Source organism: Sorangium sp. So ce887 (genome assembly GCF_051521455.1).
Classification (GTDB): Bacteria; Myxococcota_A; Polyangia; order Polyangiales; family Polyangiaceae; genus Sorangium.
This window is the reverse complement of record NZ_CP150354.1, coordinates 6,380,377-6,401,802: the sequence shown is the minus strand read 5'-3', so window position 1 is coordinate 6,401,802 and position 21,426 is coordinate 6,380,377. Positions and strand designations below refer to the sequence as shown.

Genomic DNA, 21,426 nt, shown 5'->3' with positions numbered 1-21,426 from the left:
CGCGTCCGGCTGGAACCAGGACGGGGAGGTTCCTGACCGGAAGGTAAGGACGAAGTGTTGCCGTCCGGGGCATCCTGGGGGCACCTGCTCCGCCCGGCTTTCTGGCGTACTTGGCCGGTTCCGCAGTAGCGTTGGCTGTGGACCTCGCGACCTGGGTGGACGCATACCTGGACCACCTCCGCGTCGAGCGGGCTCTGGCGCCGCTGACGCTCGAGGCGTACGGGCACGATCTCGCCAAGCTCGTCGCCCATGCGGAGGCGACCGGGATCTCGACCGTCGACGGCATCGACCAGGCGCTGATCGGCACCTACCTGGTCGCGCTCGGTCAGGCGGGTATCAGCGCGAGCTCGGCGGCTCGCCACCTCTCTGCGGTCCGCGGGTTCATGCGTTTCCTGCTCCGCGAGCGCCGCATCGAGCGGGATCCATGCGCGCTGATCGAGCGACCCAGGGTCGGGCGGCGGCTGCCCAAGGTGCTCTCGTTCGACGAGATCGCGCTCCTCATCGAGGCGCCCGAGCAGGGGAGCTTCAAGGGGCTGCGCGATCGCGCGATGCTCCACGTGATGTACGCAGCCGGCCTGCGCGTGAGCGAGGTGGTGCGCCTCAAGGTCGCCGACATCGAGCGGCGCAAGGGGATCGTGACGGCGCTCGGCAAGGGCGGGAAGCGGCGGCTCGTGCCGCTCGGCGAGCCGGCGCTCGCGGCCATCGACGCGTACCTGGAGGCGCGCGCCACGCACCCGCGCAGCGCAGCGACGCAGGTGCTGTTCCTGTCCCCCCGCGGCGGGCCGCTCACCCGGCAGGCGGTGTGGAAGCTCCTCGGGGGATACGCGCGCGCCGTGGGGATCGGCAAGCCGAGCTCGCCGCACAAGCTCCGCCACTCCTTTGCAACGCACCTGCTCGAAGGGGGCGCGGATCTCCGGAGCGTCCAGGCGCTCCTCGGCCACGCGAACCTGGTGACGACCGAGATCTACACGCACCTCGCCGACGATCATGTGCGCGCCGCGTACCGACGGGCGCACCCTCGCGCGTGAGCGCGCGGACCGCGGCTACTTGCAGCGCTTGAGGAACTTACCGCAAGGCTTGTTCGTGGCCTGCCCCGCGGGCTGAGCGGGCGCCGGGGGGATCTGGGTGAGCTGGAACTCCTGCACGAGCGGCGTGCCGGCCTTGACGACGATGCTCATGCTCCGCGGGAAGTAGCCGGTGCGCTTGACGCTGACCTTGTGCACTCCCGGCTTGAGCGCGAGCTCGGCCTCCGGGGCTCGGGTCGCCTTGCCATCGACGGTGATCTCCTCGCACGCGACGGGCTTGCAGGAGATCTTCACGAGCGCGTCGGTCGCCGCGCCCGCGTCGGTCGCCACGCCCGCGTCGGTCGAGGCGCCTGCATCGATCGGGGGCGCGGTCGCCGGGGCTCCGGCATCGGCCGCCTGCGCGCTCGCGGTCGGCTCGGGCAGCGCGGGCGCGGCCGTCGGCACGGGGGCCATGGAGGAAGCTGTGGTCGATGCGGCGGGGCTCGGCTGCGGCTCTTCCCTGCGATCCATGACGTACCACGCGGCGGCCGTGCCCCCGACGAGCAGCACCGCAGCGATCCCCACCGTCAGGGAAGCCGCCTTGCCCCAGGGCGACCGCGGCGCGCTGACCGCGGTCAGCACCGCGCCGGCGCTCCGAGGGGATGCGGCAGCAGCGCTGTGGGCCGCAGGCGACGGCGCCTGCCCGCGGTTCGCGTCAGCGAAAGGGTGCGGCGGTTGCGGTGAAGATGACAGGGCCGGCGAGGGCGAGAACGGCGCGGGGGGCGGCGGCGGCGAGGGTGAAAAAGGCGAGGGGGCCAGCTGCGTCGATGCCGCAAAAGGCGAGGGGGCCAGCTGCGTCGATGCCGCAAAAGGCGAGGAGGCCAGCTGCGTCGACGGTGAAAAAGGCGAAGGGGCCAGCTGCGTCGCGTCGGCCGCCGGCAGAGGCGCGGGCGCGCCCGCCGCGGGGACGGCGTGGGCCGGCGGCCCGGGCGCTTCGTTCGCCGAGGGGGACAGGGCGAGCGTCGAGCCCACCTCGATCGCCGCGGCCGAGAAGCCGCTGAGCATGGCCGCGAGCTCGCTCGCGGAGCGGAAACGATCGCGCGGATCGTGCGCCAGCGCGCGCGCGAAGGCGGCGTCCAGCACGGGGCTCACCGGGACGCCGAGCTCCGCGGCGCGCGCCGACGCGGACAGGCGCGGCGCCATGAGCTCGCGCTGCCAGGCCGGCACGTCCACCTGACCCTGGCAGGATCGCCAGTACGAGCGGCCGGTGAGCGCGAAGAAGGCGACGAGCGCCGCGGAGAAGATGTCGGCGGCGGCGCCCGCTGGGGCGCCCGCCTGCAGCTGCTCGGGCGCGAGCCACGGGGCGGAGAGGACGTAGCCCTCCGACGTCGGCAGCAGGCTCCGCGCGACGGACGGCCCGAAATCGGTGACCTTCACGCTGCCCGGAGCGCTCGGGTCGATGAACAGGTTCCTCGGCTTGAGGCCGTGGTGGGGCACCTCGCGCGCGTGCGCCGCGTCGAGCACCGCCGCGAGCGAGCGGAGCATCGCCCCGACCTCCTCGAAGCTCATGGGCCGGCGCAGCGCGAGCTCCGCGAGCGACGGGACGTGGATCATGTCCGTCACCGTGAAGGGCGCGGCCGTCCCCGGGTCGTAGCCGGCCTCGAGGATGTGCGCGACGAGCTCGTGCGGCATCCTGTTCGTCTCGGCCACGTACCGCTGCAGGTGCTGCATCGCGTCCGGCCGCTGGCCGATGGCCGGCGAGTACAGCTTGAGGGCGACGTCGCGCGCCTGCGCCGTCACCGCGCGGAAGGTGGCCGTCGCGCCCCCGTAGCCGAGGAGCGAGCGGACGGAGAACCTCCCCGCGACGACGCTGCCCGGCGCGACGTTCGGTGCCGTCACGAGATCACTCCCCCGCGACCGAGATCGACTCGATCGACTGCAGGATGGTCGCGTCGGCGCCGGAGCTGTCGTCGTCCGGCACGAAGCCGAGCCCGATCACGACCTCCCCGTCCTTGCCGGCGTCGGCGAAGATCAGCAGCGGGCCCTTCCTGGCCCCGCGCGCGGCGCCCTCCCTCTGCCACAGGCCGATCTTCCTGCCGGCGATCTCCTTGACGTCGTCGGGCTTCTTCCAGCTCACCTTCTTCTTGGGCAGCGTGACGTTGATCTCGCGCGCCAGCGCCTCGAGCGCGGCGTCGCGCTTGTCGGCCGCCTGCTTGCCCTCACCCGTGTCGACCTGCGCCGTCGCGAGGGCAGGGCCCTCGTCCGCGGCCTGCGCGACCGTGGCGCTCTCTGCCTGGGCGTAGGTCCAGCCCTTCGCGGGCGTGAGCACGAGCGAGCTCCCGGCGATCTTCGCCCGGGTCGACTCCTCTGCCTGGCACTGCTCGTCGAGCGCCTTGCAGGGCTTCGGGGCAGGAGGGGCCGGAGGCTCGGGCGCCGCGGTCACGACCGGCGCCGGCGTTACGGGTTGCGGTGGAGGCGGCGAGCTGCACGCCGTGGCGAGCGCCGCCGCAGCGCTCAGCGCCAGGGTGGGCCATCGTCGGAAGATCATTGCGCACGAGCGTTGCAGGACCGGCCCCGGGACGGCAAGTAAAGAGCGATGCCGGGGGGGCAGCTTGCGCCGCGGGACGCGGTCGGCGGCCCCTGGAACGGCGAGCGCGCCGGGGGGCTGCCCCGGCGCGCTCGCGAGGCGCAGCGGCTACTTGACGACGGCGCCGACGTCCTGTTCGACCTGCTCCGCGACGCCCACGGGCACCTTGCCGTAGAGGCGGGTGCGCTCCGTGACCAGGAAGTAGTCGGGCTTGCCGCTCGCCCCGGGAGGCCCCTTCACGAGCTCGATGAAGCCGATGTCGCCCGAGCGGCCGGTGTACTCGATGCGCGCCACGACCTCCTTCTGCTCCGGGGCAGCGGCCACGTACTCCGTGGGGCGGAGGCGGTCGAGCTTGCTCATCCAGTTGCCGACGGTCTCGTCGTTCTGCTCGGGGCTCGCTGGATCGGCCCAGAACTTCTTGCCCTCATCGCCGCTGCGCACGAGCTCGCGGCGCTTGTCGCCCGCGATGACGCGCGCCCGGGTGAGATCGACGTCCTTCCACTCGTGCAGCTCCCGCTCCATGAGCCGCGACTCCGCGGTCTCGAGATCGCGGTAGACGTCGCCCTTGATGGCGTACACCTCGCCGGTGGCCTCGTCGCGCGCGTAGCGGTCCGCGCCGCCCGGGGTCGCACCGCCGACGACCAGCTTGCGCTCTCCGCCGCGCAGCTTGACGGTGATCGTGCCCTCCGGCTCGGCCAGGCCGAACTCGCTGGCGCGGTCGTCCGCGATGCGGCCGATGGAGCGCAGGGCCTTCAGCGGCGCGATCATCTCGGCGAGCTTGTTGCCGCCGCTCACCGAGACGAACGTCGTCGTCTTGACCGTCGGCTCCGGCTCCGCGGGCGGGTCGTCGTGCGGCTCGTCGCCGTGGTCCTCGTGGGCGTCGTCCTTCGGCTTGTCGGCCGGGGGCGTCGTCCTGCGCTCGGTCGTGCCGACGAAGTAACGGCCGTCCTTGTCCTTCTTCGCCTCGAGGACGACGGTCTTCGACTTGCCCTCGAAGGTGATGCGCTCGACGTCCTCGGCGCGGCCGGCCCAGACGGTCACGTCCGCGACCGAGAGCGCGGCCGCCGTCTTGTCGCGCGTCCAGACGACGACCGCGAACAAGGTCGCGACCACAAGAAGACCGAGGTGCACGAAAAAGCTGCGATCCAACCTCATGCGCGCCTCCCGCTCGCGCGCCGCCCGCGGCGCGTGATGAAGAGCCCGAGACCCAGCACCATGGCCGGCGCCACGAGGATCGTGGCCCAGAACCAGACCTGGTCCTTCTCCTTCGTGTGCTCGATCCGGACGTCCTCGTTCGTCGTGATCTCCCCGGCGAAGCTCTCCTCGCCGCCGAGCCACCGGAACGCGTCGAGCGCGAGCACGATGTTGGGCTCGTTCCTGAATGCTGCGTCGCTGAACACGTCGGCGTCGGCGACCACGAACGCGCGCAGCTCCTTCTTGTCCTTGCCGTCACCGCCGCCGGGCGCGAGCTCCTTCGAGACCGCCGCGGCGAGGTTGTAGGCGTTCCGCTTCTCGCTCCCGTCGTCGAACTTGAAGTTGCCGTTCGCGTCGGCGAACGTCTCGCCCAGCGAGCGGACGACGAAGTCGATCTTCAGGTCGCCGCCCTCGGCCTTGTCGAGCGACGACGCGCCCGGGAAGATCGTCGGCGCCTGCTGCGCGTGGCGGCTCAAGGTCGAGACCGAGGCGTGCGAGGAGTACCGCGTCGAGACCAGCATCGCATGGTCCGAGTCGTTGAAGCGCCGCCGCACGTGGACCCGATCGTTCGCCAGCACCTCGGGCTTCCACGTGAGGCCCACGGCGCCGGCGAGCGGCGACAGGTCGACCTTGGCCTCCGGATCGAGCGCGAGCAGGAGGTGCCCGCCGCCGTCGGCGTACCGCTTGAGCGCCGCGACCTCCTCCGGCAGGAACTCCTTCTGCGGGCCGAGCACGATGACGACGCCCGCGTCCTTCGGGAGCTCGCTGCCGAGCCCCTGGGCGAGCCCGAGATCCTTGATGGCGTAGTTCTGGGACTCGAGCAGCTTGCGGAGGTTCTTGGCCGTCCGCCCCTCGGCCGCGGTGGTCGCCTCGTTCATCTCGCCGTGGCCGACCGTCAAGTAGGCGGTGCGCTGCGCGCGGATCACCTTGAGCAACGCCTTCTGGAAGTCGGCGTCGAGGCTCTTCAGCTTGGCGCCCGCGGTCTTGATGTCGGCGCCGATGGTGAGCGTCTCGCGCGAGGTGTCGCGCGAGAGCACGATGACGCCGTCCTGCGTGACCTTCGCCTCCTTGGCGAGCGCGGGGACGAGCAGCCGGTCCTGCATCTCCACGGTGACCTGCGGCGACGCCGCCTTCACCTCGCGCAGGTAGCCCTCGACCTCGGCGCCCACCTCGCTCTGCTGCGGGAAGAAGGCCGTGATCTTGAGCGGCTCGGTCAGGCTCTCGGCGACGCGCTTCGTCGATTCGCCGGGGCGGGCCGTGCGGTAGTACGAGAAGTCCGCCTTGAGATCGAGCTGGCTCGCCGCGTACACGAAGAGGGCCGAGTAGACCGCCGCGAACGCGAGCGTCACGCCCGAGAGCGTCGCGGCGCGCACCCGCCGGCCCTCGATGCGCTCGGCGCGCCGCATCGGCGCGAGCGCCGCCTCGCCGAAGAACAGCGGCACCGTCGCGATGACGAGCAGCGCGATCCAGCCGACCATCGTGGCCGCGTCGATGCGCGCGCGCAGCTCGGGCGCGGCCTGCGAGACGCCGAGCAGGTTGCGCCCCGCGTCGGTCGTCGTGAAGTAGGCCGCCACCGCGACGACCCCGAGCGCCGACAGGATCGCGAGCGCGCGCTCGACGACGCGGCGCTCGCCCGTCTCGCGCACGGCGGTCGCGAAGCGCAGCGCCGTGACGAGGACGAGCGTCAGGAGCCCGAGCCCCGACAGCGCGTAGCGGAGCCCATCGATCGTGGGCACCACGCGCTCGCCCAGGAAGATGGCGAGGAGCGCGCCCGCGTACGCCGGCACCATCCAGCCCCCGGCGCTCAGCGCGGGCGCCCCGGGCTGCGCGGCGGGCGCCGGCAGGGCCTCTTGCTCTGAGCCCGGCGCAGGCGCGGCGGCGCGCTGCGCGGCGCTCGCTTCCTCGCCGCTGATCTCGGCCTCGTCGGCCTGAGTCTTCTGGTCCTTCACCGCCACCTCCGTGCCCTGAGGGTGTGGGTCGCGGCGAGCAGGAAGAAGTACGCGACCGCGACGTAGTACAGGACGTTCTCCAGCCGGAGCACGCCGTTCAGGAACGGCTTCTGGTTGAGCGGGTAGAGGTTCAGCGCGCTCACGAAGTCGTTGAGCGGCGGCGCCGTCACGCGGGCGACGAGGAACAGGAAGCCGAGCGTCCCGAGGATCGCCGCCCCGAGGATGACCGCGATGACCTGGCTCGCCGCGAGCGTCGAGGCGAAGAGCCCGATCGCGAGCGACGCGGCGCCGAGCAGCAGCACCCCGGAGTAGCCGACCAGGATGTGCCCGACGGACACCTTGCCGTTCACGAAGATCATCAGCGGCATGTAGATCGTGATCGCGGTCATCACGCCGACCAGCGCGAGCGCGGCGAGGAACTTGCCGACGATGATCTCGCCGTCGCGCACGGGCGCCGTCCTGAGCAGGATGAGCGTCCCGCTCTCGCGCTCGCCGGCGATGAGCCGCATCGAGAGGATGAGCGCCGCGACCATGGTGATGAACGCCGTGCCGTCGAAGAATTTGAGCAGCACCTCCGCCGACAGCCGCGCGCCCGATCCGAGCGCCGCGACCTGGAAGTAGATGCCGTCGATGAGCAACGCCGCGGCGGCGACGACGTACCCGAGCGGTGACCTCAGGTACGCGGACAGCTCCCGCCGCGCGACGAGCAATGTCCCTCTCATGTTTCGCCCTCGCCTTCCTCCGCCTGCTCCTCAGCAGGGGCCTTCTTCGCCTGGCCGCCGGCCCTCGCCCCGTCGGCGGCGGCGGGCCTGCCCTTCGTCGCGTGCGGCGCGCGCGTGGCGAGCCGCAGGAACACCGACTCGAGCTCGCGCTCGCTCCGCTTCACCTCGAGGATGCCGATCCCCGCCTGCACGAGCTCGGCGCACAGCGCCGCCCGCACGTCGCGATCGGCCTCGACCGCGAAGCTCACGACGTCGCTCCCCGGCTCGGTCGTGGCGAGCTGCTCGACGGACGTGACCCCCTCGACCTCGCGGGCGAGCTCGAGCGCCCGCGCCGCCTCGCCGCGCGTCACGCGATCGCCGGCGCCCTCGGCCGCGGGGCCGCGCACCGTGAGCTCGATCCGGACGCCGTGGAGGAGCTTCGCCGAGAGCTCCTGCTCGGTCCCCTGCGCGCCGATCTCGCCGTCCCGGATGACGAGGATGCGATCGCACGTCTCGCTGATCTCGGAGAGGATGTGGCTCGAGAGCAGGATGGTGTGCTCGCCGCGCAGGCTCCGGAGCAGGGAGCGCATCTCGACGATCTGCACCGGATCCAGCCCGCTGATCGGCTCGTCGAGGACGAGCAGCCGCGGCTTGTGCACGATCGCCTGGGCGATGCCGACGCGCTGCTTGTAGCCGTGCGACAGCGCGCTGATGGGATCGGCGGCGACGTCCTCGAGCTGCGTCACCGCGAGCGCCTCGGCCACGCGCTTGTCGGCGGCGCCGGGCTCGACGCCGCGCAGGCGCGCCGCGAAGTGGAGGAAGGCGCGCACGCTCATCTCCTCGTAGAGCGGCGGCCGATCGGGGAGATATCCGATGCGGGACCGCACCTCGTGCGGGTGGTCGACGACATCCAGCCCGTCCACGAGGACCCGGCCTGCGGATGGCAGGAGGTCGCAGGCGAGGATCCGGAGCGTCGTCGTCTTGCCGGCGCCGTTCAGGCCGAGCAGCCCGACGATCTCGCCCGTTTCGATGGAGAACGACAGGGGCCCGATGGCCTTCCGGTCGCCGTAATACTTATATAGGTCGCTGATTTCGATCACGGCCGTGCACCCCTCCGCGCAGGGAAGAAGCTCTCCGCGCCGGCGAATCGGACGCCGCTGAGCGCGGCGGTCCAGGCGCCAGCGGCCCCTTACAACAGCGGGTGACGGAAATCATTCCCCACGCGGCGCCGGCGGGGTCGCCCTCCGGAGGGCAACAGCCCATCCGCCAGACGCGATCGACCGGGACATGTGGCGGAGGCGGTGAGCAGAACGACCGGGACGTGCAGGATCTCAGCGTCCGGCGAGGAGGTCGGTGCCCGGCGACGATGGAAGCGTCGGCGTCCGGCGACGATGGGCGACGGGAGGCGAGCCGGCGGCGCGCTCGACCCGCCGTCAGCAATGCTCGGCGATGATCGCCCAGCAGGCGTCCGCGAACTCCCGGTAGGTGGAGCGCTCGAGCGTCGCCTGCTTCACCGGCAATACGTCGTGGTGCTCCGCGAGCATCGGGCGCAGCGCGCCCTCGATGTCCGCGCTCGTCTCGATCCACAGGAACTCCTCGATGCCGTCGGTGATCTGGCCGCGGATGAGCCTCGGTACCTCGCTCAGCCGGACCTTCTTCGGGCTCCGCCGCGCGATCGACGAGGCGATCTGCTCGGCGTGCGCGGGCCAGCGCTTGAGCGCCTGGTGGAACGTCGAGCCGACGAGCCTCAGGATCTGCTGCGCGAGCCTCGCCACGCGCGGGCGCTGCACGCGCTCCTCGTTCTCCGCCACCATCGCCAGGTAGTCGTCGGACAGGAGCTTGCGCAGGTCGCTCGTGAGGATCTGCTGCGACTCGGGCGTCATCCGCAGATCCGCGATGTGCGCGAGGAAGATGTCCCGCAGCATGGTCAGCCGCCCCGTCAACGAGCCGGTCGGGGTCGTGTCGAGGATCTCGGCGAGCGGGTCGATCAGGCGGCGGCCGAACGTGGTGAGGATGTGATCGAGGATCCGCTTCTGGTGCTGCTTGTGGCCGAGCACGGACAGCGCGCGGGCGATATGCGCCTTGCTCGGGGCGTCGACGAGGATCTCCAGGGGCTGGCCCTGCGGCTTCCCCTCGTACATGCGCAGCGACGCGAACATCTCGCGGAAGGCGTCCGCCGCGGCCGCCCCCTCGCCCGACTCGCCGTAGACCCGGATGACGAGCCCCGAATCGGGGCCGGCGTCGAACAGCCGCCGGAGCTCTTCCCGGATGTCCTCGTCCGTGACGAGCGGCCCCGGGGGGAGCGACTTCCCGCGTGGATCCATGGATGTCCAGCCTACGGCAAAGTGCGGTCCACCTGAACCTCTGTGCCCGAGAAAGCCGAGATAGCGAGCGCCGGAGCCGGCCTTGTGGCGCGCTCGCGTCGCCGGGTACCATCCACCGGTCGGCCCCGTCACGTCCCGTGCGGGAGGCGCGGGCATGGGAGCATGTATGGACGACGGTGCGAACCCGGCTCATCTGGTGAAGGGGAACGGCGCGGCCGGCGCGCTGCGCGCGCGCGGCGAGGCCCGGGCGGAGGTGCACGTCGCCTCCGGGGACATGCTCGATGTGCGCCAGTTCACGGTCTCCGACCGCATGTCGGCGCTCTTCGAGGTGCGCGTCGTCGCCGTGTCGGACAACCCGGACATCGATTTCGAGGCCGTCATCGGCCGGCCGATGCGCTTCGCCGCCCACAGCGACCAGATCCGCGCGTGGTCCGGCATCTGCAGCCACCTCCGGCAGATCGCCGTCGAGGAGCGCCACCTCTCCACCTACGAGCTCACGCTCGTCCCCGCGCTGTGGCTCGCCACGCAGCGGCGCAACCACCGGATCTTCCAGCACATGTCGGAGATCGACATCGCCCTGAAGCTCCTCGAGGAGTGGGAGATCTCCCCGGCGCTGCGCCTCACCGGGAGCTACAGGAAGCGCAAGTACCGCGTCCAGTACGGCGAGAGCGACTACACGTTCGTCTGCCGCATGCTCGAGGACGCGGGGGTGAGCTTCTATTTCGAGAGCGGCGGCGAGAGCCGGCTCGTCCTCGACGACGGACCGCACGGCAACCCCCGTCGCCGCGCGATCGCGTTCCGCGACCACCCGACCGACGCCGACCAGGAGCACGTCACCGCGGTTCACGTCGCCCGTCGGCTGCGCCCGGGCAAGTACACGGTCCGCGACCACGACACCCGGCGACCGGCGTCGTACGAGCTCGTGGCGAGCGCCTCCGGCCCAGGCGGCGTCGAGGAGCGGCTCGAGCGGTTCCACTACGTGCCCGGGGCGTTCCTGTTCGAGAGCGACCGGGGTGAGATCACGCCTGCCGCCGATGACAAGGGCAAGTACCGCGCGGACGAGTCCGAGGGGGCCGCGCTCGCGCGGCGGCGGCTCGACGCGAAGCGCGCCTCGGCCCGCGAGATCACCTTCGAGACCAACACGATCGATCCCGCGCCGGGCACCGTCCTCTCGTTCCTCGACCACCCGAAGGCCGAGCTCGGCCCGGACAGGGCGCTCCTCGTCCTCGAGTCGACGCTCACGGGAGAGGTCCCGGGCGCCTTCCGGCACGCGTGCCGGGGCGTGACCGCGGACGTCCCGTACCGCCCGCCGCTCCGCACGCCGAAGCCGCGCGTCCAGGGGGTCGAGTGCGCCACCGTGGTCGGCGCGCCCGGCCAGGAGATCCACGTCGACGAGTTCGGCCGCGTGCGCGTGCAGTTCCACTGGGACCGCGAGGGCCACATGAACGACGGGTCGTCGTGCTGGATCCACGTGAGCCAGCCGTGGAGCGGCGCCGGCTTCGGCGGCACCAGCCTGCCGCGCGTCGGCCAGGAGGTGATCGTCGACTTCCTCGGCGCCGATCCCGACCGCCCGATCATCACGGGCCGGGTGTACACGAACCTCCAGAAGACGCCGTACAAGCTCCCCGCGAACAAGACGCAGAGCGGCTGGAAGAGCAGCTCGTCGCCCGAGACCGGCGGCTACAACGAGATCATGTTCGAGGACGCGGCGGGCAAGGAGCTCGTCCGGATGCAGGCGGAGCGCGACCTGCACAAGACCGTCAAGCACGACGAGGACGTCACCGTCGGCAATGATCGCGTGAGCGCGATCGGACACAACGAGGATCAGACCGTCGGCAACGACTTCGCGAAGCAGGTGATGAACAACGCGCGCGAGGTGGTCGGAATGAACCGATCGCGCGCCGTGGGCAACAACGAGACGGTGGAGATCGGCAGCGTGCAGGCGACCCGGGTCGGGGACAGGGTCGAGATCGTCTGCGGCAAGTCGAGCATCGTGCTCGAGAAGTCGGGCAAGATCGTGATCTCGGGGACCGACATCACGGTCCACTCGAGCGGCCACACGCAGGTCTACGGCGATCCGATCGACCTCAACTAGTCGTCCTCTAGAACACCAATCATGTTGAAATCCGGAGAATTTTCACAGGGAGGCGAGGAGGCGGGGAGGAAGAAAAAAAAGAATCTCTCCCTCTCGCCGTCTCTCGCTCCCCGCCTCCTCGCCTCCCTGTGAATTCCTGCTTTTTTTCGGAGTTTCAACCCGTTTGTCGCTCTAGGCCTCCGCCGCCCTGCGCATCGCCGCGCGCACCTCCTGGGCCGCGATCGGATCCTTCACGCACCTCTCCAGCCACACGCGCCGGAGCCGGAGCAGCACGCCGTCGGGCAGGCCGAGCTCTTCGCGCGTCTGGGCGTCATTCCCGCGCTCGGACGCGATGACGAGCCGGGCGTACTCGGCCGCCGTGATCGGCCCTCGCTCGGCCTCCAGCGCCGCGATGTACGCCGCGTCGTACGACGAGAGCAGCCGCCTCTTTCCGCGCCCCACGTCGGCGCGGATCGCGTCGAGCCAGTGCGCGTGCAGCGCCTCCCACGTGTCCGTCGAGAGCGCCTCCGCCGCGAGGATCGCGTCCAGCGCCTCGGGGCGCTTCGCGAGCCGCGCCGCGATCGCCGCGCACCGCGCGAGGGGGTACGGTTCGACCGGCAAGGTCGGCTCGGACGGCCCCTCGGCGGGACGCTGCTCGGGGACAGCCGCCGGATGTCGTTCGGCAACGGCGGCGTCGGGCGCGGTCGCCGCCGCCCGGACGGGCTCCGCGACGCGCATCGCCGCGAGCTGCGCCGGCAGCGGGAGCGGCGCTGGCGGCGCCGGCGGCGCTCGCGGCGTCGGCGGCTCTTCCTCCGGCTCGTGCTCGTGCTCGTGCGGCGCGAGCGAGCGATCGTGGGATCGCTCCGGTGGGAGCGCGTGGAACGGGAGCGCGGGCCTCGGGAGCACCGTGGCGGGCACGACGGTCTGCGCGGGATCCTCCTCGACGGGGCGCGACGACGGGGGCGCCGGCGGGAAGCGCGACTCCGCCGGTGGGAAGCGCGGCTCCGCCGGTGGGAAGCGCGGCTCCGCCGGCGGGAAGCGCGGCTCCGCCGGCGGGAAGCGCGGGTCGGCCGCGTCCGGCGCGGCTCCGGCGGGCGGCTCCGGGGCGAGCTGCGCGGCGGCCTGCAGGAACGGGAGGACCGCGGAAGGCCTCGACGAGAGCGGGGCCATCATCGTGCCCGTGAGGCTCGGCGCGAGCTCGCCCTGGCTGACGAGCACGACGCCCTCGCCCGGAGGGCGATCGAGCATGAGCTGCCCACGCCAGACGAGCGCCGCGACGCCGTGATCGGCGTCGATGACGAGCGTGTCGCACCGGAGGGGGACGCGCTGCTCGACGCCGTTGAGCGCCGCGATCGCGCTCGGCGCCGGCGCGAGGAGGCGCGTCGCGAGCCGCGGGAAGCGCGGGTGCAGGTGCTCGAGCACGAGCTGCTCCGTGCCCGTGAGCTCGTTCGTCACCTGATCGAGCGGCGCGACGTTGAAGTACCCGGCGTCGATGCCCTCGGGCAGCGCTCGTTCGGTCCAGCGCGCGTGATCCCAGCCTGCCGCGTGCCGGCGCAGGCGCTGCGCCCGGTCGGGCCACTCCGGCCGGAGCGGGCCGAAGCCGGCGGGCCCGAGGAGACCGTGCCGGATCGCGGTCGACGACGCCATCGGCAGGAGGTTCGGCGCGCGCGCTCGCCCCCATCCACCGGCGAGCGCGCCGCTGCCCGTCGGCACGCCGACCGGGTTCGAGCTGAGCGGACCTCCCGCGGCGCGCTCCCAGCGGAGCGGCACGCGCGTGAAGGGCGCGGGCTCGCCGAGCGATCCATCCGGCGCGAAGCACGAGTCGCCGCGGACCTCGATCGCCTTGTCGATGTCGCCGACGGAGAGCCGCGCGATGAGCGACGTCACCGCGCCGCCCTCGGGCGCGTGCGCGTGGCCGACGACGAGCACCTCACCCCACCGCTTGAACGGGGCGACCGGGCCCCACGGCTCGACGAACCGCCGCTCGTCCCCCTCGTCCTCCAGCGGGGCCGCGGGGCCGCTCGTGATCGGCGACACGAACGGCGCGAGCTCGAACAGCGCATGGCACGCGACGGTGAGCACCCACGCGTCGGGTCCGGGGCGCCATTCCAGCGAGCTGGCGCGTATCAGGCCTTGGCAGACGAGGTGCATCAGGTGAAGAACAGACGACGAACAGGCGGGGATCAGACGCGCGTCGGGCGTCCATCCCGCGTGCACCGGGCGACGTGCATCGCAGCGATGTCCCTCAGGATATCCGAGTCGGCAGGGCCGCGTCCGGGCGAACTCCGCCGTCACGCCGGAGGCGATGCCGGCGCCCGCGACCTGGAGGCGTCGGGGCCCCGCGGCCAGCTTCGCCGGCGCGCGAGTGGAGGGCGCGGATGTGGGATGTCCAGATGACCGGGGAGGATGTCCAGATGACCGGGGAGGATGTCCAGATGACCGGGGAGGATGTCCAGATGACCCGGGGGGGATGTCCAGATGACCGGGGAGGATGTCCAGATGACCGGGGGGGATGTCCAGATGACCGGGGGGATGTCCAGATGACCCGGGGGGGATGTCCAGATGACCGGGGGGATGTCCAGATGCGCGGACTGTGCCCCTCGTGAGTTGGATCAGATGGATCCGATGAAGACGACGGGCTGCTCCCAGATCGCGAGGACGATGCAGCCCTCGGCGCTCGATACGCTGTGTCGGGTGCCCGGCGTGTTCACCACCAGCGTGCCGGCGCGGTGGTGCCCGCGCTCGTCCGTCTGCGAGCCAGCGAGCACGAGGATGTGCTCATGGCCGCGATGGACGTGCTGCGGCACGGACGCACCCGGCGCATAGCGCAGGAGCGCCGCCGAGGAGCCCGCGTCGCCGCTCCCGTGAAGGCGATGGATCTCGACACCTTCCCGGAAGCGACGCCACGGGACCAAGTCCGGATGAGCGGTGAGCGCCATCACGTCTGCAACGATGAACGGCAAATGCCCAGGTACCGCATTCCGCATTGCTGCTGGATTCATGGACGTCATCGCGAATCTCCCATGTTGATGGAACCATGGCACGGCAAGCGGTCCGCGCTCAACGGCGATCGCGTGGGGAGCGAACAATTCATGGACGGGAAAACTCTCGGAAATGAAGAGGCGCGTACAGATCCAGGGGGTGAAGAACACCCTGAGAACTCCGCTCCTCCCTGGTGGGGCCGACACGCCGCGCCGCTGGAGCGTCCTCGCTTTCCTGCATCCATTGCTCCTCTCGCTCTCGCTGCTGCCGGCGGCCGGCTGCAGCAAGGAGGCGTCCAGCGACCAGCCGCTCACGGTGGGCTTCATCTATGTCGGCCCCCGGGATGACTACGGCTACAACCAGGCGCACGCCGAGGGCGCCGCCGCGGTCGCCAAGCTGGCCGGCGTGAAGACGCGCGAGGAGGAGAACGTCGCCGAGACGGTCGCCGTGCAGAAGACGATCGAGAGCATGATCCACCTCGACGGCGCGGCGGTGATCTTCCCGACGTCCTTCGGCTACTTCGATCCGCACCTCCTCAAGGTGGCGGAGAAGTTCCCGGACAAGGTCTTTCTCCACTGCGGCGGCCTCTACGACGCGTCGAAGCACCCGAGCAACGTCGGCAGCTATTTCGGTTACATCGACGAGGCCGAGTACGTGTCCGGCATCGTCGCCGGGATGACGACGAAGAGCGGCAAGCTCGGGTTCATCGCGGCCAAGCCGATCCCGCAGGTGCTTCGCAACATCAACGCCTTCACGCTGGGCGTCCGGAGCGTGAACCCGAGCGCGACGACGGCCGTGATCTTCACCGGCGACTGGTCGATGCCCGTCAAGGAGGCGGAGGCGGCGAACAGCCTCATCGACCAAGGCGTCGACGTCCTGACCGCCCACGTGGACTCGCCCAAGGTGATCATCGAGCTCGCAGAGCGCCGCGGCGCGTTCAGCACCGGCTACCACACAAACCAGGCAACGCTCGCCCCCAAGGGGTACCTGACCGGAGCCGAGTGGAACTGGTCCAAGGTGTACACCGATTACATGACGTGGATCCGCGAAGGAAAGCCGTATCAACACCTCCTGCGCGGCGGCTTCAAGGAGGGGTTCATCAAGATCTCACCCTATGGGCCCGCCGTCTCCGAGGAGGCGAAGAAGAAGGCCGAGGAGGCGAAGGCGGGGCTCACGGACGGCACGCTCGTCATCTTCAAGGGGCCGGTCAAGGACAACGAGGGCAAGGTGGTCATCGCCGAGGCCGTCGAGCAGAAGCAGACCGACCTCGTGCTCGAGAGCATGAACTACCTCGTAGACGGCGCCATCGGCTCCGTCCAGTAGAGCGGCGCTCTGGGACGGTTCGGGGGATTTAGAGGGCTTTGAGGACCGCGGCAGCGGGGGCGGTCCAGCCGACGATGGCGCCTTGGGCGCGGACCATCTCCAGGGTCGCGGCCTTGAACTCGGGGAAATAGCTCTCGGTGGCGTCCTCGATCAACAGACACTCGTAACCGCGATCGTTCGCCTCGCGCATCGTGGTCTGGACGCAGACCTCGGTCGTCACGCCGGCGATGAGCAGCTGAGAGACGCCGAGCGCCGCGAGCCGGGCGTCGAGGCCCGTCCTGTAGAAGGCGCCCTTGCCAGGCTTCGGGAGGACGAGCTCCCCAGGCGCCGGCGCGAGCTCAGGGACGAAGTCGTTGCCAGGCTCGCCCAGGACGAGGATGCGGCCCATCGGGCCGGTATCGCCGATCCGCATGCCCGGCGCGCCGCGAGCCCGCTTCGCGGGCGGGCAGTCCGAGAGATCCGGCCTGTGACCCTCCTTGGTGTGGATGATCGACAGGCCGCGCTCGCGGAACGCGTCGAGCAGCAGGCGAACCGTCGGCACGATGCGCTGGAGCCGGCGGACGTCGTTGCCGAGCGCCGCGCCGAAGCCGCCCGGCTCCAGGAAATCGCGCTGCATGTCGATGACGAGCAGCGCCACCGCGTCCGGCTCGGCGAGGCGGAACGGGTGCGGGCTCGCCGCGATCTCGGGGGCCCGCGCGCTCATCGGTGCCCCGCCATCGCGCGTCCGATCTCCGCGACGTCGGCCGAGGCGATCGGCGACTCGTGGACGATGCGGCCTTCGCTCATCACGAGGACGCGGTCGGCCATGGCGAAGATCTCGTCGAGATCCGCGCTCACGAGGAGGACGGCCGTGCCGCGGTTGCGCGCCAGGAGGATGCGGGAGCGGATCTCGGCCACGGCCGCGAAATCGAGCCCGAAGCACGGGTTGGCGGCGATGAGGAGCTCGATGTCCTCGCCCGACCCGAGCTCGCGCGCGAGCACGGCCCGCTGCACGTTCCCGCCGGAGAGCCTGCCGATCGGCGCGTCGACCGAGGGCGTCTTGACGGCGTACTCCGCGACGAGGCGCTCGGCCGACCGCCGCAGCGCGGCGCGGCTCACGCCGAAGCGGAGCGCGGTGAACGGCGGCCTGTCGAAGACGCGGAAGCCGAGGTTCTCGGCGACCGACATCGCAGGCACGCAGGCGTTGCGCAGCGGCTCCTCGGGCAGGCACCGCACCCGGTGCGCCCGGGTCTGCTCGCGTCCGGCGCCGTACGGCTCGCCATGGACGAGCACCGCGCCCGCCCGCGCGGTCCGCTGGCCCGCGAGCACCTCGACGAGCTCCTCCTGCCCGTTGCCCGAGACGCCGGCGATCCCGACGATCTCGCCGCGGCGGACCGCGAGCGTCACGCCGTCGAGCGCCCGCCGCCCGCGGCCGTCGGTCGCGGCGAGCCCCTCGATGCGCAGGACCGGCTCCCCGGGGGGCGCGTCGCCGCGCGCCGCGGAGACGTGCGCCGGCTGCGCGCCGACCATCATCTCGGCCATGGCCGCCGGCGTGAGGTCCCGGGCCTTGCCCCGGCCCGCGACCCGGCCGCGCCGCAGCACCGTGACCTCGTCGGCGAACGCCGTCACCTCGCGGAATTTGTGCGAGATCATGAGCACGCTGATCCGCTGCTCCTCGGCCATCCGCCGGAGCATCCCGAGCACCTCGTCGGCCTCGGCGGGCGTGAGGACCGAGGTGGGCTCGTCGAGGAGGATGATCCTGCTGCCGAGGTAGAGCTGCTTCAGGATCTCGAGCTTCTGCTTCTCGCCCGTGCAGAGCTCGCGCACGGTCCGCTCCGGATCGATCTGGAAGGGCATGCGCGCCATGAACGCGCGGATCGCCTCGCGCTCCTTGCGCCAGTCGATGACGAGGGGGAGCGACGGGCGCGCGAGCACGAGGTTCTCGGCGACCGTCATGTTCATCACCAGGGTGAAGTGCTGGTAGACCATGCCGATCCCCAGCGACTGCGCCTCGCGCGGGCTCCTGATGGACAGGGCGGCGTCGCCGACCCGCACCTCGCCCGCGTCGGCCGGGTGATAGCCCATGATGCACTTGACCAGCGTGCTCTTGCCGGCGCCGTTCTCGCCGAGGAGCGCGTGGAAGCTCCCGGGCGCGAGGCGCAGCGACACGTCGTCGAGCGCGAGCAGCGGCCCGAACCGCTTCGTGATCCCGGAGGCGGAGAGCGCCGGGGGCGGCCCGAGCGGGCCGGGGTCGCGGGCGGCGGCGGCGCGGATCGGCCTCGCCGCCGGGCTCGAGAGGACGCGCGGGTCCATCACGACGCGAGCGCCTCCAGGAGCGCCGCGGAGGTCGAGACCGCGCCGAACACCCCGTTCTGCATCGTGATCATCTTCAGGGCCGCGGCGTGGTTGCCGGGGTCCGTGGCCGCGCAGCAGTCGGAGAGCAGCACGCACTCGTAGCCGCGATCGTTCGCCTCGCGCAGGGTCGTGTGCACGCAGACGTCCGTCGTGATCCCGGTGAGGATCAGGTTCTCGATGCGGCGCTGGCGGAGGATGAGATCGAGGTCGGTCGCGCAGAACGAGCCCTTGCCCGGCTTGTCGATGATCGGCTCGCCGGGCAGCGGCGCGAGCTCCGGGATGATCTCCCAGCCCGGCTCTCCCCGGACGAGCACCCGCCCGCACGGGCCCAGATCCCCGATGCCGACGCCCGTGCCGCGCCCGCCGTCGGTCCGGCGCGAGCGCCACCGCTTGTTCGCCGGAAGGTCGGAGAGGTCCGGCCGGTGCCCCTCGCGCGTGTGCAGGACGTGGACGCCGCGGCGGCGCACCCCCGCGAGCACGCGCTGGATCGGCGCGATGCAAGCCCGCGTCAGCGAGATGTCGTACCCGAGCCGATCGATGTACCCGCCCTTGCCGCAGAAGTCGGTCTGCATGTCGATGACGATCAGGGCCGTCGTCTCGGGGCGGAGCTCGCCGTTGTACGGCCAGGCGTAGGGGTCAGCGGCCACGTAGGTCATGCGTCGAGTCCTCCTGTTGTTCAGCGTTTCGCAGCGTTTCGCGTGGTTCCTGGGGTGTTCGCGTCTCCTGGGCTCATCGGGCGAGCGTGAGCTCGGCGGGCTGGTCGCGCAGGGGCCGGGTCGCGGAGCTCGCGGCGACAAGGATGGCCAGCGTGACGATGTACGGCGCGGCGTTGAAGAGGTGGTATCCCCAGGTGACGCCCACCGACTGGAGCGCCGGGCCGAGCGCGCTCGCGCCGCCGAAGAGGAGCGAGGCCGCGAGGCAGCGCACCGGGTTCCAGCGCGCGAAGATGACGAGGGCGACGGCCATGAGCCCCTGTCCGCTCGACAGGCCCTCGTTCCAGCTGCCGGGGTAGAAGAGCGAGAGGAACGAGCCGCCGACGCCGGCCAGGAAGCCGCCGGCCATCGTCGCGCGCCGCCGGACGAGGTTCACGTCGACCCCCATCGCGCGGGCGCTGTCGGCGCTCTCTCCGACGGTGCGGAGCACGAGCCCGGAGCGGGTGCGGCTCAGCATCCAGAGCAGGAGCGGGGCGAGCGCGGCGCCGATGAGGAAGAGCGCGTTCACCTCGAGCGCGGCGCGGACCTGCGGCAGATCGCTGAAGAAGCCGAGCGAGATCGCGGGCAGGCGGGGCGCCGTGGGCTGGATGAGCGGCTTGCCGAGGAAGAAGGCGAGGCCGACGCCGAAGAGCATGAGCGCGATGCCGACCGCGATGTCGTTGACCCGCGGCTTCGAGCACAGCCACGCGTGCAGCGCGCCGAGCGCCGCGCCGATGAGGCCGGCGGCGAGGACGCCGAGCCAGGCAGAGCCGGTGAGGTAAGAGACGCCGTAGCCGCCCATCGCGCCCATGACGAGCGTGCCCTCCAGGCCGAGGTTCACGCGGCCGCTCTTCTCGGTGAGGCACTCGCCGAGGCTCACGAAGAGGAAAGGCGTGCTGATGCGGATGGCCCCGGCGGCGACCGCGAGGGGGATGCCCCAGAGACCCAGCGCCGTTGCGTCGCTCATCACGCCACCGCCGATGCAGGCGCCGCCTGCCGGACCTCGGGCTCGCGGGCGGCGCGGGGGCGCCCGTGGAGCGTCTCGCTCGCGAGGATCGCGATGAACAGGATCCCCTGGAGGACGTTCACCGTCGCGTCGGGGAGCTGCGCCGTGCGCTGCAGCAGGCCGCCGCTCGCGCCGATGCCGCCGAGCAGGAGGGCGACCGGCAGGATCGCGAGCGGGTTGTGGCGCGCGATGAACGCGACGAGGATCCCGGTGGTCCCGTAGCCGCTGACCAGCGACGCGCTGGCGCGGCCGTGGACGGCCGCGACCTCCACCATGCCGGCGAGCCCCGCGCACGCGCCGGCGAGCATGCAGGTGATCACGACGAGGCGCTTGACCGGCAGGCCGGCGAGGAGCGCCGCGCGGACGTTGCCGCCGCTCATCGCCGCGGCGAAGCCGAACGTCGTCCGGTGCATGAGCACGTAGCAGAGCGCGCAGGCGAGCACGCCGTAGGCGAGGCCCCAGTGGACCTCGACGCCGGGCAGGCTCCCCAGCGCGTTCTCGGCGCCGATCGGGGCCGTGGACGGCTTGTTCAGGCTCGCCGGGTCGCGCAGGGCGCCCTCGACGAGGTGGTTCAGGATCGCGATCCCGATGTAGTTGAGGAGCAGGCTGCTGATCGTCTCGCTCACGCCGCGGTACACGCGCAGCGCGCCGGCGAGGCCGATCCAGAGCGCGCCGGCGGCGAGCCCCGACAGGAGCATCGCGGCGAGCACCGCGACGGGCGGCGCGCCGAGCGCCCGCGAGGCCAGCGCCGCCGACGCGGCCGAGAGCCCGCCCACGACGACCGCGCCCTCGCCGCCGATGACGATCAGGCCGAGGCGCGCCGGGAGCGCCGTGCAGAGCGCGGTCAGCATGAGCGGCGCGGCGCGCAGGAGGGTGTTCTGGAACGAGAACCACGTGCCGAAGGCGCCGCGGTACATGTCGTAATAGACGCCGAGCGGGTTCGCCCCCTGGGAGGCCACGAAGGCGCCGAACACGAGCAGCGAGGCCGCGAGGGCCCCGGCGGGGATGGCGATCGCCTCGGCGGTCTCGCGTCCGAGCAGCGCTTGCGGGAGGAGCTTCACGCCGTCGAGGATAAGGCCTCCACTATTTCCGCTCTTTTTCGGGGAGCTTGCGGGGCGTGACGCTGCGGTCCGAGGGATGCTGCGATGTGGTGGCCGCGGCGACCGCGAACGATCCGCACAGCGCGCCCCTCTCCCGTCCGGTCCCGGCCTTGCACCCGGCGCACGTCGGCCCGGTGAGCCCGGAGCCGGAGGTGT

At 71.7% G+C, this 21,426-nt stretch carries 17 protein-coding genes; 3 read left to right on the top strand and 14 right to left on the bottom strand.

Features of this window, described 5'->3' with window-relative positions; translation table 11 throughout:
* Window positions 1-137 precede the first annotated feature (137 nt).
* Window positions 138-1,028 (top strand): site-specific tyrosine recombinase XerD, encoded by an 891-nt coding sequence (gene xerD / locus WMF36_RS23570; RefSeq protein WP_437572983.1) that lies wholly within the window; start codon window positions 138-140, stop codon window positions 1,026-1,028.
* 15 nt (window positions 1,029-1,043) lie between these two features.
* Here xerD and WMF36_RS23565 read toward each other — a convergent pair whose 3' ends face one another.
* The 7 genes from WMF36_RS23565 to WMF36_RS23535 all read right to left on the bottom strand — a co-directional run bounded on the left by WMF36_RS23565 (window position 1,044) and on the right by WMF36_RS23535 (window position 9,759).
* On the bottom strand, window positions 1,044-2,903 hold the full coding sequence (locus WMF36_RS23565; protein ID WP_437572982.1) for a serine/threonine protein kinase: 1,860 nt from the start codon (window positions 2,901-2,903) through the stop codon (window positions 1,044-1,046).
* Between the two features lie 4 nt (window positions 2,904-2,907).
* Complete coding sequence (locus WMF36_RS23560) at window positions 2,908-3,552, bottom strand: hypothetical protein (protein WP_437572981.1); 645 nt, start codon at window positions 3,550-3,552, stop codon at window positions 2,908-2,910.
* 147 nt (window positions 3,553-3,699) lie between these two features.
* Window positions 3,700-4,746 (bottom strand): DUF4340 domain-containing protein, encoded by a 1,047-nt coding sequence (locus WMF36_RS23555; protein ID WP_437572980.1) that lies wholly within the window; start codon window positions 4,744-4,746, stop codon window positions 3,700-3,702.
* On the bottom strand, window positions 4,743-6,734 hold the full coding sequence (locus WMF36_RS23550) for a Gldg family protein (protein ID WP_437572979.1): 1,992 nt from the start codon (window positions 6,732-6,734) through the stop codon (window positions 4,743-4,745). Before WMF36_RS23550 ends, WMF36_RS23555 begins: the two co-directional genes overlap by 4 nt.
* Window positions 6,731-7,456 carry an ABC transporter permease gene (locus WMF36_RS23545; RefSeq protein ID WP_437475460.1) on the bottom strand — a complete coding sequence of 242 codons (726 nt, stop codon included), beginning with the start codon at window positions 7,454-7,456 and terminating at the stop codon, window positions 6,731-6,733. Before WMF36_RS23545 ends, WMF36_RS23550 begins: the two co-directional genes overlap by 4 nt.
* Window positions 7,453-8,535: an ABC transporter ATP-binding protein gene (locus tag WMF36_RS23540; protein ID WP_437572978.1), complete on the bottom strand. Its 1,083-nt coding sequence runs from the start codon at window positions 8,533-8,535 to the stop codon at window positions 7,453-7,455. Before WMF36_RS23540 ends, WMF36_RS23545 begins: the two co-directional genes overlap by 4 nt.
* 333 nt (window positions 8,536-8,868) lie before the next feature.
* A complete protein-coding gene (locus WMF36_RS23535; protein WP_437572977.1) occupies window positions 8,869-9,759 on the bottom strand; it encodes a hypothetical protein in 891 nt (296 codons plus the stop codon).
* Between the two features lie 166 nt (window positions 9,760-9,925).
* Here WMF36_RS23535 and WMF36_RS23530 point away from each other — a divergent pair, with 166 nt between their 5' ends.
* The gene (locus WMF36_RS23530) at window positions 9,926-11,854 is read left to right on the top strand and encodes a type VI secretion system Vgr family protein (protein WP_437572976.1); all 1,929 of its coding nucleotides are present in this window, start codon (window positions 9,926-9,928) and stop codon (window positions 11,852-11,854) included.
* A gap of 171 nt (window positions 11,855-12,025) precedes the next feature.
* Here WMF36_RS23530 and WMF36_RS23525 read toward each other — a convergent pair whose 3' ends face one another.
* Both WMF36_RS23525 and WMF36_RS23520 read right to left on the bottom strand, forming a co-directional pair.
* Window positions 12,026-13,984: a DUF2169 family type VI secretion system accessory protein gene (locus tag WMF36_RS23525; protein ID WP_437572975.1), complete on the bottom strand. Its 1,959-nt coding sequence runs from the start codon at window positions 13,982-13,984 to the stop codon at window positions 12,026-12,028.
* Window positions 13,985-14,445: 461 nt separating this feature from the next.
* Window positions 14,446-14,772 (bottom strand): cupin domain-containing protein, encoded by a 327-nt coding sequence (locus WMF36_RS23520; protein WP_437494711.1) that lies wholly within the window; start codon window positions 14,770-14,772, stop codon window positions 14,446-14,448.
* A gap of 175 nt (window positions 14,773-14,947) precedes the next feature.
* Here WMF36_RS23520 and WMF36_RS23515 point away from each other — a divergent pair, with 175 nt between their 5' ends.
* A complete protein-coding gene (locus tag WMF36_RS23515; protein ID WP_437572974.1) occupies window positions 14,948-16,138 on the top strand; it encodes a BMP family ABC transporter substrate-binding protein in 1,191 nt (396 codons plus the stop codon).
* Window positions 16,139-16,166: 28 nt separating this feature from the next.
* Here WMF36_RS23515 and WMF36_RS23510 read toward each other — a convergent pair whose 3' ends face one another.
* The 5 genes from WMF36_RS23510 to WMF36_RS23490 form a co-directional block, all read right to left on the bottom strand.
* Window positions 16,167-16,841 (bottom strand): cysteine hydrolase family protein, encoded by a 675-nt coding sequence (locus WMF36_RS23510; RefSeq protein WP_437572973.1) that lies wholly within the window; start codon window positions 16,839-16,841, stop codon window positions 16,167-16,169.
* The gene (locus WMF36_RS23505; RefSeq protein ID WP_437581950.1) at window positions 16,838-18,430 is read right to left on the bottom strand and encodes an ABC transporter ATP-binding protein; all 1,593 of its coding nucleotides are present in this window, start codon (window positions 18,428-18,430) and stop codon (window positions 16,838-16,840) included. Before WMF36_RS23505 ends, WMF36_RS23510 begins: the two co-directional genes overlap by 4 nt.
* Window positions 18,430-19,128: a biuret amidohydrolase gene (gene biuH / locus WMF36_RS23500; RefSeq protein ID WP_437572972.1), complete on the bottom strand. Its 699-nt coding sequence runs from the start codon at window positions 19,126-19,128 to the stop codon at window positions 18,430-18,432. Before biuH ends, WMF36_RS23505 begins: the two co-directional genes overlap by 1 nt.
* A 73-nt stretch (window positions 19,129-19,201) precedes the next feature.
* The gene (locus WMF36_RS23495) at window positions 19,202-20,131 is read right to left on the bottom strand and encodes an ABC transporter permease (RefSeq protein ID WP_437572971.1); all 930 of its coding nucleotides are present in this window, start codon (window positions 20,129-20,131) and stop codon (window positions 19,202-19,204) included.
* The gene (locus WMF36_RS23490) at window positions 20,131-21,231 is read right to left on the bottom strand and encodes an ABC transporter permease (RefSeq protein ID WP_437572970.1); all 1,101 of its coding nucleotides are present in this window, start codon (window positions 21,229-21,231) and stop codon (window positions 20,131-20,133) included. Before WMF36_RS23490 ends, WMF36_RS23495 begins: the two co-directional genes overlap by 1 nt.
* Window positions 21,232-21,426 lie beyond the last annotated feature (195 nt).

Excerpts from the sequence above, each read along its gene's own strand:
- WMF36_RS23560 (WP_437572981.1), bottom strand. The coding sequence starts at position 3,552 with ATGATCTTCCGACGATGGCCCACCCTGGCGCTGAGCGCTGCGGCGGCG.
- WMF36_RS23555 (WP_437572980.1), bottom strand. The coding sequence starts at position 4,746 with ATGAGGTTGGATCGCAGCTTTTTCGTGCACCTCGGTCTTCTTGTGGTC.
- WMF36_RS23545 (WP_437475460.1), bottom strand. The coding sequence starts at position 7,456 with ATGAGAGGGACATTGCTCGTCGCGCGGCGGGAGCTGTCCGCGTACCTG.
- WMF36_RS23535 (WP_437572977.1), bottom strand. The coding sequence starts at position 9,759 with ATGGATCCACGCGGGAAGTCGCTCCCCCCGGGGCCGCTCGTCACGGAC.
- WMF36_RS23530 (WP_437572976.1), top strand. The coding sequence starts at position 9,926 with ATGGACGACGGTGCGAACCCGGCTCATCTGGTGAAGGGGAACGGCGCG.
- WMF36_RS23525 (WP_437572975.1), bottom strand. The coding sequence starts at position 13,984 with ATGCACCTCGTCTGCCAAGGCCTGATACGCGCCAGCTCGCTGGAATGG.
- WMF36_RS23520 (WP_437494711.1), bottom strand. The coding sequence starts at position 14,772 with ATGGCGCTCACCGCTCATCCGGACTTGGTCCCGTGGCGTCGCTTCCGG.
- WMF36_RS23515 (WP_437572974.1), top strand. The coding sequence starts at position 14,948 with ATGAAGAGGCGCGTACAGATCCAGGGGGTGAAGAACACCCTGAGAACT.
- WMF36_RS23510 (WP_437572973.1), bottom strand. The coding sequence starts at position 16,841 with ATGAGCGCGCGGGCCCCCGAGATCGCGGCGAGCCCGCACCCGTTCCGC.
- WMF36_RS23505 (WP_437581950.1), bottom strand. The coding sequence starts at position 18,430 with ATGGACCCGCGCGTCCTCTCGAGCCCGGCGGCGAGGCCGATCCGCGCC.
- biuH (WP_437572972.1), bottom strand. The coding sequence starts at position 19,128 with ATGACCTACGTGGCCGCTGACCCCTACGCCTGGCCGTACAACGGCGAG.
- WMF36_RS23495 (WP_437572971.1), bottom strand. The coding sequence starts at position 20,131 with ATGAGCGACGCAACGGCGCTGGGTCTCTGGGGCATCCCCCTCGCGGTC.